The following is a 19,652-nucleotide window of genomic DNA, read 5'->3' as shown; positions in this document are numbered from 1 at the left end:
TATCTAATTGGACTAAACGATCAAACGACAATCCGCGCTGCAGTCCCCGCATGCTCACGCAAGAGATACAGCAGCCCGCCGCCATCAATCAGTTCAATGGGCTTGTCTTTGGAAAAGTTATACGCATCGGGCCCATAACCGCTGGTACAAACCAGAATGCCTTTGTTGGCACCCTCGTTGAGCATGGTTCCGTACAGATCCCGGACAGCGCTCACTCCCACCGTGTCGCGATAACGTTTGGCCTGAATCACCACCTTGCCTCCGAGCACCGGGCGCGTGTCGAAGGCGATAGCGTCCACGCCACCGTCCTTTGAACTGCGCGTGAGCTTGGTATCAAGCCCCATCTTGCTGAAGAGATTGGAGACGAGTACCTCGAAGTCTGCCGGCGTCAGGTCCATCAGATTCGGGCGCGTTTCGAGCCCTGACAAGGCATCCCCCTGCTCGATGAAGCGCTTGTCGACCATGTCGAATTCGACGATTGGCTTAACCGCCTGTAACTCGTCCGGGCGGTTGGACACCTGAGCACCGAGATTTCTCAGACAGGCCACCTTTTCGACTTTCTCCAGCCGTAGGCCCAAGAATTCCATCTTAGGTGCCCGGACCGACACAACCGGCACCCGCACTTCGCGCCCACTGGCCGGATCGTGGGTGTCCACCATGCCATTGAAGGTAACCAGCGCGAGCGCATCAGCCTGATCGGCTTCAAACAGCTCGTGCAAGGTGCGCAGCGTGATCGAGGCGACGATGTCCTGGTAGAGCTGCTTGATCTCAGCCGGCTTTCTGGCCTTGGACTCAATGACATCCTTGGTCTTGACGTAGCGGTACTCTGCCTCCTTCGGGATTGCCTGTACTTCCGGCAGGTCGTACTCAACGATCAGTTCCGATGAATCGGGGCTGTAGGCGATGCGGAATTTCTGCGGGAACCCTTCCGTGGGGTACTCCGACCGGGCCAGCACCATCTCGTTGTAGGCCACTACAGCATCTGGTTCCTTCGCGTGATAGGCCGTCTGGAATTCATCAACCTCGGCGTTGCGGCGCTTGACCTCCATCTCGAACTGGCTCTTGCTCTGGTCGTAGTCCGCCTTGAGCTTAGCAAACTGCTCGCGCTTGATGGCCTCGGCCTGGTTGAAGCGCACGACGTCCGACTGATGGTCGCTGGCTGCTCTGGACAGCGCGGCAGCGTGCTTTTTGGCAGCTCCCGGAATCAATTTGCGCAGGCCTGAGGGTGGGGAGATCTGTGGCGCGCGTGGGGCGCGGCCCGGTGCGAGTTCCGGTGGTGGTTTGAAGGCTTCGAAATCCGCGGCCGGCCGCAGTGCATCAAAGTCGATGCGGTCATCCAGCGACAGCGTATGCGCCAGGATGCCTTGCAGTTCTTCAAGTCGATCATGCAGTTCGGCGTTCAGGTCATCGGCTTCGCCCTGCCGGTCGGCCAAGTACTGCGCCTTGGCGAGTTTCTGCGCGGCACGGTCGTCACGGTTCTGCTGTGCCAGCGCCATGCGTTGATGGCGCTCGATCTGCCGCGCCTGGGTCAGTTGCGCACGGACGCCGCGCTGACGCTCACGCTCCGCGGCGGCCACTGCCCGCGCCGTGGCGCGCAGGAATCCCTCAAATCCGCTTCTTCGCCCCATCTCTTCTCCTTCTTCTTTTCGGTATCGCCATCAGGCGCTCTGGATCTCACGCGTGCCTCGGCATCCTTCAGAAAACGCTGAGCATCCCCAGAAAGATTTGCCCGCTGCGGCGCCTCGCTTCGCCACGCGCCGCACCATCGGTTTTCCGCATCGAGGACAGGGTGGTTCCGCAGACGCTGTCGGCTCCATAGCTTTGGTCGTCTCTGTCGCCTCGGTATGTCTGTCGGGTGATGCCACGGCTTGCGCTGCACTCAAATTGGAAGCCGATGGACGGCCCCCATCCTTGTTTCGCGCTTCGCGCAGCAGATTCATGAGGGCAGGGCCATCGATCAATTGGATGTTGCGGCCGTTGGCGAATGCCGCAGCCTCTTGCGTAAAACGCCCGGAGGTCACGACGAAGCCGCCTGCAGCACCGTACGCGGCCATCACGCCATACAGCTCCCGCACCGTGGAGATGCCCACCTTGAAGGCCTTCCACTGCTTGCACTGCACGAAGGTCTTCTCGCCCGCCTTGGCGAGCACCAAGTCCACGCCGCCATCGGCGCCACCACCACCAACCTCTTTGACCACATAGCCGCGGCGCCGGAAACCTTCACCGACCAGCAGTTCAAACTGCTGCCAGGACATGTCCTGTAGCGCATCCGCGCTGCTGCTCGCCGAGGTGGTATCGAACAGGGCGCGCCGTCGCCGGCGGCGTACCGCCGATATCACGGCGCCAAAGAGGCAGATCATCGGCACTAGGTATTGGCCTCCCGTGGCGAGGCCCTGCCAAATGGCCGTCGTGGCCATCTGTCCGATTTGTTGAGCGGACTGCGCAGCAGGCAGGGGACGCGAGGCAACGGCATGCAGTACCCAATAACTAGCGAGCGCCAACGCCACGCCCGCCCACCAGGGCATCAAAGCCACTAGGTCCATGAGGTCCTCCGCCGCGCTGGACTTGCGCCGTCTCGCCATTGATTCCCCTTTGAAACCGCCGATCGGTAAATTGAATAAACATTCTGCAACAAACTCGGAGGCGATTTGGCAGCGAATCGGAGGTAATGCCCTCATTCGGTGCATCATCAAATGCGTTTCGCGGAATGGCGATGGCGTGATGATGGTTGCGGGCAGGTGTGGATCGCTGTAATATGTCTAATATTTTGGACAATATTCGATTGCGACCTGTCATGAACCTGATCGACATCGGCCATGCTGTACGTGTGCGGCGCGCTGAGTTGGGCCTGTCCCAGGCGCAACTGGCGCACCTGAGTGGCCTGTCGCGTCAGACCCTGGTCGGCTTGGAAAACGGCACCCTGAGCGATCTGGGCGTCAACCGCGTGGGGCAGGTGATGGCGGTGTTGGGGTTAGATAGCCCCAAGCCGGATACGCTGGCGCGGCGCAAGAAGCGTGGCCTGTGGATGGCGGCCAAGACAGCCAGCGTCAGCTATGCGCATGAACTGGAGCCTGATGCGCTGGAGCAGGCCCTGGCGAGCGGTGACGTGCCGCTCCCATTTGCGCCGCACCTGACCCATTTGCTCGACGAAGCGCCCGTCCCCATCGTCGTGATGGCCGTGGAGGAGGCGGCATCACGCGCGCACCTGCCGCCGCGGCAGATCTGGCGCAACGTGGCGAAGCTGGCCGAATCCTTGTCCGTGCACCGGCGGGCGTTGTGGGCATGAAGTCCGGGTCACTGCCCGGCGGTCCCTGGGAAAAGCTGTTCCCGCGGGCTCTGGCGCTGATTGACGAGATCAGCCGGTACGGTGGAATCGCCGATCCGTTCTGGACCTTGGGCGGTGGGACCGTGCTGATGTTTCGCTACCACCATCGGTTGAGCAAGGACATCGACATCTTCGTGCCCGATCCGCAGTACCTCGGCTTTGTCACGCCTCGGTTGAGCGATACGGCGGCAGACCTGACGCAGGACTACACCGAGCAGCCCGGCGCGTTCGTCAAACTGCAGTTCGAGGAAGGCGAGGTCGACTTCGTGGCCGCGCCAAACCTGCTGGCCGACGCCTGGGAAACCTGGGACATCGGCGGTCGCTCCGTGAAGGTGGAGACAGCCGCCGAAATCATTGCCAAGAAGATGTACCACCGTGGTGACCGAGCCACGGCGCGCGATCTGTTCGACTTTGCGCTGGTGATCGAGCGCGAGCCCCAGCAGCTCCTGACGGCGATGCCGTTCCTGTTGCGCCACCGAGAAGCATTCCTGTCCCAGATTCGGCAGCCGCATGCTGGATTGCCGGCCTCCTTCGACGCCATTGCTACGCTGGACTACACGCCAGGCTTCGATCACTGCGTGGCGGTGGTCGGCGAGTTCCTGGACAGCCTGTAGTTGTTAGAGCGGCACGGCACTTATCGCGAAGGGACATGTTGATGCAGGGTGGGATATGACTACCACGAGAAAGCGCTCCCAGGCAACAAGCCGGGAGGGGATCAACTTCGTGCGTACGCTGGTTGAGCACCACAACTGCACGTTCCAAGAGATCGATCTGCAGAACGACCTCGGAAACGATGCCTACGTCGAGTTTGTGGTGAAAGCGCCACGGGTTGCTGCGTAGCGCTGCAAATAAAGTCGGGCTCTTCATATCGCGCAGCCGGTGGACGCTACGCCTTCCAGTCCGATCGCGACCACTTCGAGTACTGGGCGTCTCACACGCTGCCCGTGCTTGCAATCATTGTCGACCCAGAAGCGAGCAGGGCAGCCTGGGTTGACATCACCGACCATCTTCGACGCAACCCTGCGGCGATCAAGGAGGGACCCTTCAGCATCTATGCTGACAAAGATATTTCGGAATCTTCGTTTGCCGAGTTTCGGCAGCACTGCCTGAACTACCGCGAACCATATAGCCGCGAGCAGAACTTCGGAAGGGCCATGGAGTCCTTTGCCGATCGAGCGGACGACGAACGCTGCTTTGACGGACTACGGGCGCTGTTTGCGTTCCACAGGCAGCAGATGGCTACCTGGTACTACCTCATCTCGTGTCTCTCCAATTTCCAAGGTCACAGAGTCCTGCGCCCTCTCGTTGCACGTCTCTGCCACATCCCTACGCATGGAGACATATTCTGGAGCCAACAGAACTTCATCAAGGAAGAGGTCCGTCAGGAAGCACTTCGACTAATGCGCCAGTTGTTTGATCGCAAGGACGCGCTCGCCATGCTCTCGGTGATCGACGATTCCGGCATTGATCGGGGGACCATCGGGCAGGCGGTGCATGCGCTGGTGGACACCATGGCAGATGTGCCGGCAGTGATGGAGTCGATCGCAATCGATCAGAGCCAGAGTGAGCGCGTTCGACACAGCGCGATCCTGTTTGCCACCAGCTCGGCCCAGTGGCAATCCCCCGAGGTCGCTCTTGATCTCCTGGATCGAATACGGGCTTCGATTTACAGCGATGACGAACTGCGCGCCGTGGTTGACTGGTTGGCAGGCGATCTTAAGCAGCACGGCCGTGTTTCGTTCTACTAGGACGCCATACGCTGCTCGCAAAGGTGCTCGTCATTGCTGTCACTCCATCATTACCCGAGTGCAACTCCAGAGTGAGCCGGGTGACACCGGGATCCGAACGTTCGGCTACGGTGTATGCCGAGTGACACTGCACTGACACTCCATTGCACTGCCGCAAGCAGATCTGGTGTCCAAAGCGTTCGCTACTCGTGCGCAGAGCAGAAACTTACGCCATCGTTTCGATGTCCAACGTGGCCGATGAAACATAGGAGCGAGATGTCCTATGGCAAAACAAATCGAAAAACTGACGGCCAATAAGGTTCGCCGCGCATGCCGCCCCGGCCGACTCGGCGATGGTGGTGGCCTGTACCTGCAGATCACGCCATCCGGCAACAAGAGCTGGATATTTCGGTATGGGCGCCAGGGGCGGGAACACTTCATGGGATTGGGCCCGCTTCATACCGTCAGCTTGGTGGAGGCCAGGCATGCAGCTCAGCAAGCCAGGAAGTACCTGTTCCAGAACATCGATCCATTGGCACGCAAGCGCCAGCACCGTAGACGCGCATCGATCCGGCCGGAGCATAAGTGCTTTAAAGCGTGTGCCGAGGAATACATCAGGGAGCACGCGGCAGGCTGGCGCAACGACAAACACCGGCAGCAGTGGGAGAACACCATGCGCGACTACGTCTACCCGTACCTCGGTGCGATCGACGTGCGCAGGGTGGATACGGCCGAGATCCTCCACGTCCTGCGGCCGATCTGGACCGCCAAGACAGAAACCGCCACGCGCGTGCGCGAGCGGATCCAACGGGTACTGGACTGGGCGACAGTTCACCAATACCGAGAGGGGAGCAACCCGGCGCGCTGGAAAGGACACCTCGAGGTGCTTCTGCCTCCCCCGGCGAAACTCAAACGCGTGCGGCACCACGCGGCCTTGCCGTTCCAGAAGATCGGCGAGTTCATGGCGGCGCTGCGCGAGCAACGCGGGGTGGCCGCGCAGGCGTTGGAGTTCACCATCCTGACGGCCTGCCGCTCGGGAGAGGTTCTCAAAGCCACCTGGGCGGAGATCGATCTGGAACGAGGGACGTGGACCCTTCCGGCCGAAAGGACCAAGGCGGGGAGGGCGCACAGGGTGCCACTGTCCATGGCAGCGCTGAAGGTGCTCGCTGCTCAAACGGGGCGGAGCGGCAGGTACGTCTTTCCAGGCGGCACGGAGGAAGGGACCCTGTCGTCCGTGGCGATGACCCAAGTGCTCAAGCGCGTGGGGGTTGGCGGAGTGACGGTCCACGGTTTTCGGTCCACCTTCCGCGACTGGGTTGCCGAGCAAACCCGGTATCCGCGCGAGTGGGCTGAGATCGCTTTGGAGCATCGCCTTGGATCCGCGACGGAGATGGCTTATTTCAGAAGCGATTTGCTGGAAGAGCGTCGAGGCTTGATGGAGGACTGGGCCAGATGGTGTGCGGGCGATCGACCCCCGTCCCCAGATCAGGGTTTACCCCTGATGAACGGGTCGACGGGAAACCCTCCGCCCAATCGATCAACCCCCGAATCGACCTCCGTCCGCGATGGAGACTCCATGGCGCTCGATGAGCCGACATGACACGCGGTCTGCTTGCTATCCGAGGCTTCTGTCAGAATTTTGGGGCAACCTGGGATGGTATGGACCCGTACCCGGGCAGACGTCCACTCCGCCAAATAAATCAATGGGTTACGTGAGAAATCGCGTAGCCCATTTTGGTTTCTGGCACCCGATGTTCCGGCGCTGTCCTTCAAGCGGAGGACAGACGGCCGAATGACCCTCGTCTAGATTGGCATCCATCCACGATGGAAGCCAACGACATGTTCATTCGAAACTGCTGGTACGTCGCCGCCTGGGCGCACGAGATCCCCGAGCAAGGCCTGTTTTCCCGCGTCATTCTGGGCGAGCCGCTGCTCCTGTACCGCCTGGCCAATGGCGAGACCGTCGCGCTGGAAGACCGGTGCTGTCACCGCCTCGCACCACTTTCCGCCGGTCGGCGCGAGGGCGACTGCGTGCGCTGTGGTTACCACGGGCTGAAGTTCTCGCCCGACGGCGCCTGCGTCGAAGCGCCAGGCCTCGACCGCATCCCGATCAAGGCGAAGGTGCGCAGCTACCCCGTTGCCGTGCGGAACCGGTGGGTGTTCGTCTGGATGGGCGATCCGGGTGTCGCGGACGTCTCGCTGCTGCCGGACAACTTCTCCTGCGACCACCCCGAGTGGCACTACCAGCCGGGCTATCTGCACTATGAGACGCCCTACATGCTCATCTGCGACAACCTGCTGGACTTTTCGCACCTGTCGTACGTGCACGAGAACACCCTGGGGGGCTCCACGCGGATCGCGCAGTCGAAACCCGAGGTGGCGCGCGTGCCGCAGGGCATCCGGGTCACGCGCCACGTGCCGGACGTGCCGCCCTCCGCGTACTGGCGCTCGTTCCACGAGTTCGAAGGCAACGTCGACCGTTGGTTCATCTACGACTTCCTGCTGCCCGGCACCCTCATCATGGACTCCGGCGGGCGCCCGACGGGCCAGGCCGAGGGCGACATGGCGGGCGCGGTGCGGCTGCACAGCTGCCAGACGCTGACCCCCGAGACGGCAAGCTCCACCCACTACTTCTTCCAGCAGGCCTACCACGCGCCCGCGCCCATTCCCGGGACCACGGCCACCATCTTCCAGGGACTGCTCGCCGCCTTCGAGGAAGACCGCTCGATCATCACGGCCCAGTACCGGAACCTGCTTCTCGACCCCGCCGCGCCCATGCTGCCCATGGCGATGGACCACGCGCTGGTGCAGTTCCGCCGCCTCGTGGACAGCGAGCTGGCGAAGGAGCGCGAGCGCGCGCCCGCTCGCCCGGCGGTCGTCGCGGCCTAGCACAGAACAACACCCCCATCCAGGAGACAACCCCATGATCCGTCGAACCATCCTCCGTCTGTTGGCGCTCGTCGGCGCCGCCGCGCTGCCTTTCGCGGTGCTCGCTCAGGCGCCCGCCGCATTCCCGAACAAGCCCATCCGCATCGTGGCCTCCGCGGCCGCTGGGGGCGCGACGGACTTTGTCGCCAGAACCGTTGGTGAGCGCTTGTCCAAGCAGCTCGGCCAACCGGTCATCGTGGACAACAAGGCGGGGGCGAACGGTGCCCTGGGCGCTTCCGAGGTGGCGCGCGCCGCACCGGACGGGTACACGCTGCTGGTGACCTTGGGCGACACCCTGATCAACAACGTGGCGATGTACAGGACGCTGTCGTACGACCCGTTCAAGGATTTCAGCTACATCACGCAGGCCGTTCGCAGCCCGGCGGTGATTTCCGCGAATGCGGACCTCCCCGTCAAGACCATGGCCGACTTCAGGCGCTACGCGGCCGAGCAGCGCGGCAAGCTGACCTATGGCTCGTGGGGGCCCGGTGGCCTGGGCCATCTGGCGGGTGAACAGCTCAATCGCATCATCGGTGCCGAAATGGTCCATGTGCCGCAGCGCGGCGAGGCGCCGGTGATGGCCGATCTGCTGTCGAAAACCGTCAGCGTGGGCCTGACCTCGGCCGGGCTGGCCAAGCAGCACGTGCTGGCGGGCAAGGTGACCGCACTGGCCATCATGGGCAAAGAGCGGTCGCCGGCGCTGCCGCAAGTCCCGACCATGCGGGAGCAGGGTTTCGACGACCCCTTGTTCGATGCGGCCGTCTACATCGCCTTCGTCGCGCCGGCCAGGACGCCCGAACCCGTGGTGAAGAAACTCGCGGACGAGATCCGGAAGATTCTGGCGGACCCCGAAGTCGGCCGGTTGATGAACGAGCGGGGCCTGGACATCATGAACAGCACCCCCAGGGAGTTCGAGGCCAGCCACCGCGCGGAAGCCGAGGTGATCCTCAAGCGCATCAAGGACTTCGGGCTGGTGGCGCAGTAAGCAGAGGGCGCCGGGCAGGTCGACCCGCGGCCGCGCGGCAGCCGACCGGGTAAGCCCTATTGGTGCCCTCTCGGCGAGGTTTCAAACTGGCTGCGCCATGCGCTCCACCTGGAATGTCCTCACGCCACCGCCCGGCCACCACGTGGACGCGGCGGCCATGAACCTGCTGCTCGATGTGCCGACGAGCACCGCACCCGGGCGCGGCTTGCTGAACTTCATCAACGCGCACGTGGAGGTGGACTACCTCTCCCTGGTCGAGTACTCGGGGGCCGTGCCCTCGCAGGTGGATGGATGCACGCACGGGGACCACCTGCCCAACATCACGGCCGAGTGCTTTGCCTGCTACAAGCGGCAGTACAGCCAGCTGGACGAGGTGACCCACCTGGCGGGCCGGGTCCAGCAGGATGTGCATCCCTCGCCGGACGTGACCGTGGTGCACTATGGCCTGGAGGACATTCCGGACATCTGCTGGCGGCAGGAGATTTTTGAACATTCGAAACTCACGGGCCGGTTGAGCTTCCTGTACGCGCCGGTCGCCCGCACCGCGTTTGCCATCAACCTCTACCGCGATGTGTCCTGCGGGCCTTTTGCACCGATGGAGATCGACCGCCTGACCGCCATCGCACCCATTCTTCGCAAGGTGCACCTCAACGCCTTGCATGTCCGGCGGCAGCGCCTGCACGCGCAGGCGCGCAAGGCCCTGGTCGAGCAGAACCTGCTGCAGCGGGCACCCCGGTTGTCCGAGCGCGAGCGCGAGGTCTGCGTGGGCATCGTGGACGGTCTCAGTGTGGACGGCATCGCCGCGGGCATGGGCGTGGCCCCGTCCACGGTCCAGACCCTGCGCAAACGCGCCTACATCAAGCTGGGCATCGAGGCGCGCAGCGAGTTGCTGCTGCTGTCGAACTGACAGGACATCGACCGATCGCGTTGCCTGGACCCCTGACCAGGCGGGCGTGCCTTGGTCAGAGGCACCAGGGCCTGGGGCGATGTGTTCAAACCCAGTAGAAGCGCCTCTGGCTCGGCGTCAGTGCGCCTGCGTGTACAGGACGAGGGCGTGGGTCTGGTTCAGTTCTCGCGGGTTGTTGGCCAGCAGCCTTTGCACGCCCATGGCGGCCTCGGCCAGCATGGGCAGGTCGTTGGCGGCGATGCCCACCTCGCGCAGCCGCTGCGGCATCGGGGCTTGCGCCACGTGCTGGGCCATGGTGGCGATGAAGGCCTCGGCCGCTTCACCGTCGCTGGCCCCGTGCAGCGCCGGGTTCAAGGCGCGCGCGAGTTCGGCGTAACGAGCGCCCGCCTCGGGCAGGTTGAAGCGCAGCACCGGCACCATGACCAGGGCGTTGGCCAGGCCGTGGGGCACGTGGAAGTGGCTGCCCAGCGGGTGGGCCAGGGCGTGGATCGCGGCCACCGGCGCATTGGCGAAGGCCATGCCGGCCAGCATCGAGCCCAGCAGCATGCCTTCCCGCGCTTCGATGTCGTCGCCCTGGGCGATCACGCGCCCGAGGTGGCGGTCGAGCAGCTGGAGCGCGCGCACCGCCAGCGCGTCGGAGATCGGGTTCTTCAGGTGGCGGGTGGTGTAGGCCTCGATGGCGTGCACCATCGCATCCACGCCGGTCATGGCGGTGGGCGCGGGCGGCAGGGCCAGGGTCAGCTGGGCGTCCAGCACGGCGACATCGGGGTACAGCAGCGAGCTGATGACGCCGCGTTTCTGGTGGTCCGGCGTGGAGACCACCGAGGTGGGCGTGGCCTCGGAACCGGTGCCGGCCGTGGTCGGCACTTGGATCAGCGGCAGGCGCGGCCCGGTCGCGCGCTGCGGCCCGTAGATGTCGGCCAGCGGCTGGGGGCTGGCCGCGAGCAGCGCGACCAGCTTGGCGGTGTCCAGCGAGCTGCCGCCGCCCAGGCCGATGACGCAGTCGGCCCCGGCGACGCGGGCCGCGTCCACCGCCGCGAGCACCACGTGCTCGGGCGGGTCGGCCTCCACCTTGTCGTGCACCGTCACACGCAGCCCGGCCTTGCGCAGCGCGGCCACCGGGGCGTCGATCAGGCCTGCGCGCACCAGGCCGGCGTCGGTGACGACGAAGGCATGCCGGCGTCCTTGCAGCAGCGGTGCGAGTCGCAGGGCCGCGCCGCGCTCGCAGACGATGCGGGGTGGGGTTTCGAATTGGAAGCTGGGCATGGAGCGGGAAATGAAAGGCGAAGCAAGGCCCCTCGCCGTCGATCGGGCGATGTCGTTCACAGACGAGGGGGAGGGGCGCGGCGCGCCCGGGTGGTCAGTTGATGGAGATCTTGGTGCGCGTGATCAGCTCACCGTAGGTCTTGTGGTCCTTGCGCAGCACGTTGCCGAGCTCGGCCGGGGTGGTGGTGACGCTCTCGAAACCCATGGCCTGCACGCGCTCGATGGAGGCGGGCTTCTTCAGGCTCTTGTTGATCTCGGCGTTCAGGCGGCGGATCACGTCGTCCGGCGTGCCGGCGGGGGCGAAGACGCCGTGCCAGCCGCTGATCTTCTCCAGCTCGGGCAGGCCCACTTCGCGGAAGGTGGGCACGTCGGGCAGGGCGGCCGCGCGCTTGGGGCCGATCACGGCCAGCGCCTTGAGCTTGCCGGCCTTCACATGGATGGCGCTGCCCGAGTCGAAGGTGAAGTCCACCACGCCGGCCAGCAGGTCCTGGATCGAAGGCGCCAGGCCCTTGTAGGCGAGGTGCTCGGCCTGGGTGTCGGTCTCCAGGTTCAGCAGGGCGCCCGCCACGTGCGGGAAGGAACCGTTGCCGGTGGAGGAGTAGTTCAGCTTGCCGGGGCTGGCCTTCATCTTCTCGACCAGGCCCTTGACGTCGCTCACGCCCACCTTGGGGTGGGCCAGCAGGGCCATGTTGAGGCCTGCCGTCATGGCGACGGGCGCGAAGTCCTTGATCGGGTCGAACGGCACCTTGTCCATGACGTAGGGGCCCAGCGTCAGCGTGCTGGAGGCCAGCATCAGCAGCGTGTGGCCGTCGGCCGGCGCGCGGCGCACGAACTCGGCGGCGATGTTGCCGTTGGCGCCCGCGCGGTTGTCGATCACCACCGGCTGTCCCAGGGCCTCGCCCATGTCCTTGGCACCATGCGCGCGATGGCGTCGATGGTGCCGCCGGCCGGCACCGAGACCACGATGGTCACGGGTTTGGAGGGGAAGGACTGGGCCGCGGCGAAGGGGGCAAAGGCCGAAACGATCAGGGCGGGGAGCAGTTGTCGGATCACGGGGGACTACCTCGGTTCTTGGGGGAATGGGTGAACGGGATGAGGGAAATTCTAGGGAGGCACCCGGGAGCGCAAGGCACTTTCTTGTTAACCTCTGGTTGACGATTTCGACCTTGACCACCACCCACGTTTCGCCTTCCCATGCCTATGTCCTCGCTGCTCAACGGCCGCCATTTCCAGATCTTCACCGCGGTGATGCGCAGCCGGGGGCTGGGCGAGGCCGCGCTCAAGCTGGGCATTTCCAAGGCCGCCGTCAGCAAGACCCTGGGCCTGCTGGAGCGCGAGACCGGCGTCGAGCTGTTCACGCGCCAGGGTGGCCGGCTGGAGCCCACCGCCGCGGCCCGCCGCCTGCTGCCGCGCGCCGAGCAGGCGGCCAACCACCTGGCCTGGGCGCTGGCCGAAGCCGCCACGCTGGACCAGGCCTCGAACCGCACGGTGACGGTGGCGGCGCACGCGCCCCCTTTGATCGCCATCCTGCCCGGCGCGATCCAGCGCTTCAAGCTCAGCCACCCCGAGGTCAAGGTGCGGGTGCGGGTGGAGGGGCCGCCGGAGGTGCTGCGGCTGGTCGCCCACCACGAGGTCGACCTGGGCGTCACCAACCCGCCCGCGCCCAACACCATCAGCGCCGTGGAACTGTGCGAGCGCCGCACCATCTCCGAGGACTTGCTGGTGGTGCGCAGTGCACCGGCGCCACCCCCTGGTGGCCAAGGCCCTGGTGCGGCCGCAGGACCTGGTGGACGCCGAGGTGATCGCGCTGCCCGAGGAGTCGCCCACCTCGATCCTGGTGCGCGCCACGCTGCAGGAAGCCGGCGTGCTGGTGGGGCAGGGCACGATCGCCAGCACCTCCATGGGGGTGTGCGCGCTGGTGCAGCAGAACGTGGGCATCGGGTTGATCAACCCCATGCTGCTGTCCACCGGCATCTTCCCGGACATCGTGACGCGGCCCTTCCGGCCGCGCATCGAGCTTGGGACGGAGATCTACCGCTCGGCGATCCGCCCCCTCAGCGACGAGGCGCAGGTGCTGGCCGGCTACCTCGAGGAAGTGGCGCTGGCGCTGCCCGGCTCGCCCTCGGCGGGCAAGGCCCTCCCACGCGCATCGGCCGCGAAGTGACCGCGCGCCCTCAGGCCGCGCGCTCCAGCCAGCCCAGCCGCACCAGCCCGGTGGACAGGGCGGTGCCGCAGACGATGACCACGCCGCAGCCGATCATCCAGGGCGTGATGACCTCGTTGAGGAAGACCGAGCCGTAGACCAGCGCGAACACCGGCACCAGGAAGGTGACGGTCAGCGCGCGGCTCGGGCCGGCCTTCTCGATCAGGTGGAAAAAAATGATGTAGGCGATGGCCGTGCACAGCAGGGCCACGGCCGCGACCGCGCCCCAGGCGGTGCTGCTCACCGGCTGGCTGGGCCACAGCAAGGCGGTGGGAATCGCCAGGCCCAGGGCCGCGCCGATCTGGCTGCCGGTGGCGGTGGCGCAGCGGGTGGGCGCCCGTGAGGTAGCGCTTGGTGAAGCTCGCGGCGATGCCGTAGAACAGGGTGGCGAGCAGGCAGGCCCCCATGGCGATCAGCGTGCTGGCGCACGGGGCCGTCGCTCACCACGCCGGCCGCGCTGAAGCCGGACTTGCCGATCACCAGCAGCGTGACGCCGGCGAAGCCGATCGCCAGGCCCAGCATGCGCGAGCCGCCTGGCCGGTCCTTGAGCCAGAGCCAGGCCACCAGCGCGCCCGACAGCGGCACGGTGGCGTTGAGGATGGAGGTCAGGCCGGTGGGGATGTGCAGCACGGCGTAGGCGAACAGGGCGAAGGGGATGCCGGAGTTGAGCAGGCCGACGAACAGGATGGGCCGGGCGCGCGAGCGGAAGTCGGCCCACACACCCTTGATGAAGAACACCGGCAGCAGGAAGAGGGCGGCGAGCGCGACGCGCAGGCCGGCCGTGGGCAGGGCGCCGAACTCGGCGCCTCCCAGGCGCATGAACAGGAAGGAGGCGCCCCACAGGGCGGCCAGCAGCAGGAATTCCAGGACGAGGGTGGGGCTCATGGCGTCAAAGTATGCATGGCGCCCCGGGTGTCACGGCGCGCGATTGATGCCGGATGGGGCATGGATTGATGAGTGGAACGGCACAATGCCGTTCGTCGCGCCGCCTCACACCAAGGTGGCACCTTCGAGCGAGAGCAGGGCGGTCTTGCGATCCAGCCCACCCGCGTAGCCGGTGAGCGAGCCGTCGGTGCCCAGCACGCGGTGGCAGGGCACCACCACGCTCATCGGGTTGCGGCCCACCGCCGCCCCCAGCGCGCGCACCGCGGCCGGTTTGCCGATGGCCGCGCTCAGTCGCCCGTAGCTGGTGGTGGCGCCGGGCGCGATGCCCAACAAGGCCTGCCACACCTGCTGCTGGAAGGGCGTGCCCATGCTCAGGTCCAGCGGCAGCTCGAAGTGCTGGCGCTGCCCGGCGAAGTACTGCGTGAGCTGCTCGATGGCCTGGCGCAGCACCGGGTGGTCGGGGTCGTGGCGCCAGGCCGAGCGGTCCGGGCCGTGGCGCTGCCCGTCGAACCAGACGCCGCTCAGTCCGCGCGGCGTGGCCGCCAGCGTCATGGCGCCCATCGGGCCTTGCCAGGTGGTGAAGACGGTGAGGGGATCGTGTTTCATGCGGAGGCTCCTGTGGATGAGACGACGTGGCCTGCCGACCAGGCGCGCACGACGGCGTAGCTGCGCCAGGGTTTCCAGGCGAGGGAGGCGGCTTCGGCCTCGCGGGCCGGGTGTTTGTTTTCGCGCACGCCCATGACCTTGTGCAGTGCCACGTCACCCGCGGGGAAGGCGTCGGGCCAGCGCAGGGCGCGCATGGCGATGTACTGCGCGGTCCAGTCGCCGATGCCCGGCATGGCCTTGAGGGCGGTGAGGGTGGCGGGCACGTCGGCGCTGCCGTTGAGCACCAGGCCCTGCTCGGCCACGCCGCGCGCCAGCGCCACGATGGCGGCCTGGCGCTGCCGCACGATGCCGAGTTCCCCCAGGCCGTCGCCTTCGGCCTGGGCCAATGCGGCGGGCGTGGGGAACAGGCGGGAGAGGCCGGCGTGCGGCGTCTCGATGGGCTCGCCGAAGCGGTTCACCAGCCGCTGCGCCAGGGTGCGCGCGGCCGCCACGGTGATCTGCTGGCCCAGCACCGCGCGCACCGCGAGTTCGAAGCCGTCGAGCGCGCCCGGCACCCGCAGGCCATCGCCGGCCGGGAACGCGCCGTGCAGCACGGCGTTGATGGCGGTCGGGTCGGCGTCCAGGTCGAGCGCGGCGCGCAGGCGGTGAATCACCTGGGGCAAGACCTCGCGCAGGTCGTCGCTGACGCGCAGCTCGAGCTGGCTGCGGGCCTCGTCGAAGCCGGCCACCAGCCAGCCCGTGTGGGTGCGCCCGCCCAGCTCCATGCGCAGGGTCTGCCCCAGGCGCAGGCCCTGTTCGTCGATGAAGGCCACGCCGTCGATCAGGCGCTGGCGGAAGAAGCCCAGCGTGGCCGCCACGTCGTACGGCGGCCGGTAGCCCAGCCGCACCGCGGTGCCCTGGCCGGTGTCGCGGGTGGCGGTTTCGCGCCGCAGCTGCGTGGGGTTGAGCCGGTAGTGCTCGAGAAAGGCCGCGTTGAAGCGCCGCACGCTGGCAAAGCCGCTGGCCTGGGCGATCTGGGTGACGGGCAGGTCGGTGTCGGCCAGCAGCTGCTTGGCCGTGAGCAGCTTGCGCGTGAGCAGGTACTGCAGCGGCGAGACGCCCAGGCGTTCCTCGAAGACGCGCCGCAGGTGGCGGTCGCTCACGCCCAGCCGCGCCGCCAGGCGCTCGCCCATCGCGCCGCCGTCGTCGTCCTGCCAGTGCTGGGGGTCGTCCAGCCACAACGTGGCCTGCTGCACCAGGATGGTGGAGGCGTCTTCCGTCGACCAGTGCCGCTCGCGCGGCGCCAGCTCGGGCCGGCAGCGCAGGCAGGGCCGGAAGCCCGCCTGTTCGGCCTGCGCGGCGTGCGCGAAGAAGCGACAGTTCTCGCGCCGGGGCGTGCGCACGCGGCACACCGGTCGGCAGTAGATGCCGGTGGAGGTGACGGCGGTGAAGAACTGGCCGTCGAAGCGCGCGTCGTGCGAGCACAGCGCGCGGTAGCAGGCGTCTTCGTCGATGCGGTCTGAGCGGTTCATGGCTGCCATGGTAGGCCGTTCGGACGGGGTTGACTGGCCGTTTCCGGACATGTGCCTCCGGCATGATGGGTACCCCCCTCCTACAATGCCCGTTTTGCCCGTCACGAGGAAAAACTCCATGCAAGTTGCCGCGTCCATCTTCAAGGCCTACGACATCCGGGGCGTCACCCCCACCGCGTTGAACGAAGGCGTGGCCGAGGCATTGGGCCTGGCCTTTGGCACCCGGGCCCTGGAACTGGGCGAAAAGACCGTGGCCGTGGGCCGCGACGGCCGCCTGAGCGGCCCGGCCCTGTCCGCCGCGCTGATCCGGGGGCTGGTGGCCGCCGGGGTGGACGTGATCGACATCGGTCTGGCGACCACGCCCATGCTGTACTTCGCCGCCGCCACGCTGTGCACCAGCGGCATCCAGGTCACGGGCAGCCACAACCCCAGGGACTACAACGGTTTCAAGATGGTGCTGGCCGGCCGCGCGATCTACGGCGAGGACATCCAGGCCCTGCGCAAGACCATGGAAGCCGAGACGCACCGGCGCGCCGAGGGCGGGCGCGTGCGCCTGATCAACGTGCAGGCCGCGTACCAGGCTCGCATCGTGTCCGACGCCAAGCTCGCGCGCCCCATGAAGCTGGTGGTGGACTGCGGCAACGGCGTGGCCGGCGCCTCGGCCCCGGCGATCTTCCGCGCGCTGGGCTGCGAGGTGATCGAACTCTTCAGCGAGGTGGACGGCAACTTCCCCAACCACCACCCGGACCCGAGCAAGCCCGAGAACCTGCAGGACGTGATCCGCACCCTGCGCGAGACCGACGCCGAACTCGGCCTGGCCTTCGACGGCGACGGCGACCGCCTGGGCATCGTCACCAAGGACGGCCAGACCATCTACCCCGACCGCCAGATGATCCTGTTCGCGCAGGACGTGCTCTCGCGCGTGCCCGGTGGCGACATCGTGTTCGACGTGAAATGCTCGCAGCGCCTGGCGCCCGCGATCGAGGCGGCCGGTGGCGTGCCCCACATCTACAAGACCGGCCACTCGCTGATCAAGGCGCGCATGAAGGAGTTGGACAGCCCGCTGGGCGGCGAGATGAGCGGCCACATCTTCTTCAAGGAGCGCTGGTTCGGTTTCGACGACGGCACCTACGCTGGCGCGCGCCTGCTGGAAATCCTCAGCCGCAGCCCCGACGCGAGCGCCGTGCTCAACGCCCTGCCCACCAGCCACAGCACGCCCGAGCTCAACGTGGCCTGCGCCGAAGGCGAGCCGCACGCGGTGGTGGACAAGCTGGTCGCGCTGGCGAAGTTCGACGCGCCGGCCAAACTCTCCACCATCGACGGCGTGCGCGTGGACTGGCCCGACGGCTTCGGTCTGATCCGCGCCTCCAACACCACGCCGGTGCTGGTGCTGCGCTTCGAAGGCCAGACCACCGAGGCGCTGCACCGCATCGAGGCCACCATGCTGGCGCTGCTGAAGCAGGCCAAGCCCGATGCCGTGGTCGGCGCCAGCGCGCATTGAGATGAACGCCGACGAGCTGCTCGACCAGGTCACCGTCGTCCTGGTCACGTACCACAGCGCCCATTGCCTGGACGCGCTGGATGCGCTGCTCGCGCACTGCCCGCACGTGGTGATCTCGGACAACGGCAGCACCGACGACACCCCTGCGCTGGCGCGCGCGCGCTGGCCGCAGGCCACCGTGCTCGAGCACGGCCGCAACCTCGGTTTCGGTGCCGCGAACAACCGCGCGCTCGCCGCCACGCGCACGCCGCTGGCCTTGCTGGTCAACCCCGATTGCGAAGTCACGCCCGAGGGCCTGCGCGAGCTGGTGCGGGTCGCGAACGGCATGCCCGAGGCCGCCATCGTGGCGCCGCAGCTCGAAGGCGCGCCCGGGCGGCCCGATGTGAACTACCGCTGGCCGAGCACCGCCTGGTCCTCGCGCGGGCCCGGCGCCGAAGGCCCTGCCTGCGTGGGTTTCGTGGTCGGCGCGGCGATGCTGTTCCGGCTCTCGCGTTTCGAGGGCGTGGGCTTCTTCGACGAGCGCTTCTTCCTGTACTACGAGGACGACGACCTCTGCCTGCGGCTGTTCCAGCAGCAGCGGCCCATCGTCGTGTGGCCCGCCGTGGCCGCCGTGCACCGCGCGCGCGGCTCGGTCAAGGGCAAGACGCCCTGGAAGAGCGAGTACCTGCGCGGTTACCACCACGCCCAGTCCAAGCTGATCTACACCGCCAAGCACCGTTCGCACGCGAAGGCGCGGCGCCAGCGCTGGTCGGTGCTGCTGGGCACCACGGTGGCCCTGCCGTTGCGCGCGATCGCGTGGTCGCCGCGCCTGCTCGCGCGCATGGCCGGGCGCTGGATGGGCCTGGTGCGCTGGAGGCTGCGTGGCTGAATCGCGCCGCACGAATGTTTCCCCGGACAGAATCCCATGCCATCTCCCTACAAGGTCTACGACTGCATCACCTTCGACGGTGAGGATTGCCTGGAACTGCGTCTGCGCACGCAGTGGGACCGCGTGGACCACTTCGTGATCGTCGAGGCCGAGGTCACCTTCGCCGGCACCGCGAAGGCCCTGCAGTTCGACGCCGAGCGATACGCCTGGGCCCGCCCCAAGATCCGCTACATCCCGCTGCGCGCTGAGGTGTTCGCGGCGTGCCAGACCGCATGGGACCGCGAACGCGTGCAGCGCAACGCCTTGCGCCTCGGTTACCAGGATGCGGCAGAGGACGACGTGGTGGTCATCGCCGACGTGGACGAGATCATCCGGCCCGAGAAAATCGGCCCCGTCGAGCCGGGCACCGTCCAGGTTTTCGAGTTGCTGATGCTGTACTTCTACTGCGACTACCTCATGGTGTCGGAACCGTTCTGGCGCAAGGCGGTGGCGGTCACGGGCGCCTACGCGCTCGCCCATGAGGCCGAAGACATCCGCAACAGCGCGGCCCTGCGCGCCGAGGTGGCGACCCTCGAGGTCCGCGACGCGGGCTGGCACTTCAGCTACCTGGGCGGTATGGACATGATCGAGCGCAAGCTCGAACGCTTCTCGCACCAGAACCTCAACAAGCCCCGCTACAAGGACCGGGAGAAGAACCTCGCTCGCATCCACGCCGGCAAGGACATCTACCGACGGGCCAAGCGCTGGGGCCGCGTGCACATGGGCGATTTCGGCAACACGGTGGTGGCGCAATGGTTCGCGCAGCGCCCCGAGCTGTTCTCCCCGGCGGCGATCCAGCCGGTGGGCAATGTGGACGCCATGCTCGCGGCACGCCGCGCCGCTGGCGGCAAACCGTCGGCCTGGGAAAAGCTCAAGCTGCGCATGTGGAACGCGTGGTGAG

The 19,652-nt window shown here is 66.7% G+C and carries 18 protein-coding genes and 2 pseudogenes; 12 read left to right on the top strand and 8 right to left on the bottom strand.

What is annotated here, in order from left to right; all coding sequences use genetic code 11:
* Positions 1-20: 20 nt before the first annotated feature.
* Together ACFJGX_RS23450 and ACFJGX_RS23445 are read right to left on the bottom strand one after the other, a co-directional pair.
* Positions 21-1,628, bottom strand: a complete 1,608-nt coding sequence (locus ACFJGX_RS23450; RefSeq protein WP_382323640.1) for a restriction endonuclease — start codon at positions 1,626-1,628, stop codon at positions 21-23.
* A 30-nt stretch (positions 1,629-1,658) separates the two neighbouring features.
* Positions 1,659-2,582 carry a restriction endonuclease gene (locus tag ACFJGX_RS23445; protein WP_382325513.1) on the bottom strand — a complete coding sequence of 308 codons (924 nt, stop codon included), beginning with the start codon at positions 2,580-2,582 and terminating at the stop codon, positions 1,659-1,661.
* Positions 2,583-2,794: 212 nt separating this feature from the next.
* Here ACFJGX_RS23445 and ACFJGX_RS23440 point away from each other — a divergent pair, with 212 nt between their 5' ends.
* From ACFJGX_RS23440 to ACFJGX_RS23410, 7 genes are all read left to right on the top strand, one after another.
* The gene (locus tag ACFJGX_RS23440; RefSeq protein WP_382323641.1) at positions 2,795-3,286 is read left to right on the top strand and encodes a helix-turn-helix domain-containing protein; all 492 of its coding nucleotides are present in this window, start codon (positions 2,795-2,797) and stop codon (positions 3,284-3,286) included.
* Complete coding sequence (locus ACFJGX_RS23435) at positions 3,283-3,939, top strand: nucleotidyl transferase AbiEii/AbiGii toxin family protein (protein WP_382325515.1); 657 nt, start codon at positions 3,283-3,285, stop codon at positions 3,937-3,939. The genes ACFJGX_RS23440 and ACFJGX_RS23435 overlap by 4 nt, the downstream gene beginning before the upstream one ends.
* Before the next feature lie 135 nt (positions 3,940-4,074).
* Positions 4,075-5,073: a DUF4365 domain-containing protein gene (locus ACFJGX_RS23430; RefSeq protein ID WP_382325517.1), complete on the top strand. Its 999-nt coding sequence runs from the start codon at positions 4,075-4,077 to the stop codon at positions 5,071-5,073.
* A gap of 262 nt (positions 5,074-5,335) precedes the next feature.
* Entirely contained in the window at positions 5,336-6,652 is a 1,317-nt protein-coding gene (locus tag ACFJGX_RS23425) for a tyrosine-type recombinase/integrase (RefSeq protein WP_382323642.1), read from the top strand.
* Between the two features lie 239 nt (positions 6,653-6,891).
* Positions 6,892-7,941, top strand: a complete 1,050-nt coding sequence (locus ACFJGX_RS23420; protein ID WP_382323643.1) for a Rieske 2Fe-2S domain-containing protein — start codon at positions 6,892-6,894, stop codon at positions 7,939-7,941.
* Between the two features lie 34 nt (positions 7,942-7,975).
* Positions 7,976-8,965: a Bug family tripartite tricarboxylate transporter substrate binding protein gene (locus ACFJGX_RS23415; protein WP_382327176.1), complete on the top strand. Its 990-nt coding sequence runs from the start codon at positions 7,976-7,978 to the stop codon at positions 8,963-8,965.
* Between the two features lie 97 nt (positions 8,966-9,062).
* Positions 9,063-9,872, top strand: a complete 810-nt coding sequence (locus tag ACFJGX_RS23410; RefSeq protein WP_382323645.1) for a helix-turn-helix transcriptional regulator — start codon at positions 9,063-9,065, stop codon at positions 9,870-9,872.
* Positions 9,873-9,989: 117 nt separating this feature from the next.
* Here the strand turns inward: ACFJGX_RS23410 and ACFJGX_RS23405 are convergent, their stop codons facing one another.
* The 3 genes from ACFJGX_RS23405 to ACFJGX_RS23395 form a co-directional block, all read right to left on the bottom strand.
* The gene (locus ACFJGX_RS23405) at positions 9,990-11,138 is read right to left on the bottom strand and encodes an iron-containing alcohol dehydrogenase (protein ID WP_382323646.1); all 1,149 of its coding nucleotides are present in this window, start codon (positions 11,136-11,138) and stop codon (positions 9,990-9,992) included.
* A 94-nt stretch (positions 11,139-11,232) separates the two neighbouring features.
* Positions 11,233-12,042: a Bug family tripartite tricarboxylate transporter substrate binding protein gene (locus ACFJGX_RS23400; RefSeq protein ID WP_382327174.1), complete on the bottom strand. Its 810-nt coding sequence runs from the start codon at positions 12,040-12,042 to the stop codon at positions 11,233-11,235.
* Positions 12,012-12,191: a hypothetical protein gene (locus tag ACFJGX_RS23395; protein WP_382327172.1), complete on the bottom strand. Its 180-nt coding sequence runs from the start codon at positions 12,189-12,191 to the stop codon at positions 12,012-12,014. The genes ACFJGX_RS23400 and ACFJGX_RS23395 overlap by 31 nt, the downstream gene beginning before the upstream one ends.
* 141 nt (positions 12,192-12,332) lie before the next feature.
* On the opposite strand from ACFJGX_RS23395, the pseudogene ACFJGX_RS23390 reads away from it, so the two are divergent.
* Both ACFJGX_RS23390 and ACFJGX_RS23385 read left to right on the top strand, forming a co-directional pair.
* Positions 12,333-12,779, top strand: a pseudogene (locus ACFJGX_RS23390) (LysR family transcriptional regulator); the annotation flags it as partial.
* A gap of 112 nt (positions 12,780-12,891) precedes the next feature.
* Positions 12,892-13,302, top strand: a complete 411-nt coding sequence (locus ACFJGX_RS23385; RefSeq protein WP_382323648.1) for a LysR substrate-binding domain-containing protein — start codon at positions 12,892-12,894, stop codon at positions 13,300-13,302.
* A 10-nt stretch (positions 13,303-13,312) separates the two neighbouring features.
* Here the strand turns inward: ACFJGX_RS23385 and ACFJGX_RS23380 are convergent.
* The 3 genes and pseudogenes from ACFJGX_RS23380 to ACFJGX_RS23370 all read right to left on the bottom strand — a co-directional run bounded on the left by ACFJGX_RS23380 (position 13,313) and on the right by ACFJGX_RS23370 (position 16,343).
* A pseudogene (locus ACFJGX_RS23380) lies at positions 13,313-14,226 on the bottom strand (DMT family transporter).
* A gap of 105 nt (positions 14,227-14,331) precedes the next feature.
* Entirely contained in the window at positions 14,332-14,832 is a 501-nt protein-coding gene (locus tag ACFJGX_RS23375; RefSeq protein WP_382323649.1) for a methylated-DNA--[protein]-cysteine S-methyltransferase, read from the bottom strand.
* Positions 14,829-16,343, bottom strand: coding sequence for a DNA-3-methyladenine glycosylase 2 family protein (locus tag ACFJGX_RS23370; protein WP_382323650.1), 1,515 nt, complete (start codon positions 16,341-16,343; stop codon positions 14,829-14,831). Before ACFJGX_RS23370 ends, ACFJGX_RS23375 begins: the two co-directional genes overlap by 4 nt.
* Before the next feature lie 118 nt (positions 16,344-16,461).
* On the opposite strand from ACFJGX_RS23370, the gene ACFJGX_RS23365 reads away from it, so the two are divergent.
* Genes ACFJGX_RS23365 through ACFJGX_RS23355 form a run of 3 tightly spaced genes read left to right on the top strand, consistent with a single transcriptional unit; the run spans position 16,462 to position 19,651 of the window.
* On the top strand, positions 16,462-17,844 hold the full coding sequence (locus ACFJGX_RS23365; protein ID WP_382323651.1) for a phosphomannomutase/phosphoglucomutase: 1,383 nt from the start codon (positions 16,462-16,464) through the stop codon (positions 17,842-17,844).
* Position 17,845: 1 nt separating this feature from the next.
* Positions 17,846-18,712 carry a glycosyltransferase family 2 protein gene (locus ACFJGX_RS23360; RefSeq protein ID WP_382327170.1) on the top strand — a complete coding sequence of 289 codons (867 nt, stop codon included), beginning with the start codon at positions 17,846-17,848 and terminating at the stop codon, positions 18,710-18,712.
* 36 nt (positions 18,713-18,748) lie between these two features.
* Positions 18,749-19,651 (top strand): hypothetical protein, encoded by a 903-nt coding sequence (locus ACFJGX_RS23355; protein ID WP_382323653.1) that lies wholly within the window; start codon positions 18,749-18,751, stop codon positions 19,649-19,651.
* Position 19,652: the final 1 nt, after the last annotated feature.

It is taken from the genome of Hydrogenophaga sp. UC242_50 (assembly GCF_042697355.1).
Classification (GTDB): Bacteria; Pseudomonadota; Gammaproteobacteria; order Burkholderiales; family Burkholderiaceae_C; genus Hydrogenophaga.
The sequence above is the reverse complement of the archived record's forward strand: the minus strand, read 5'-3'. Positions and strand labels throughout refer to the sequence as shown.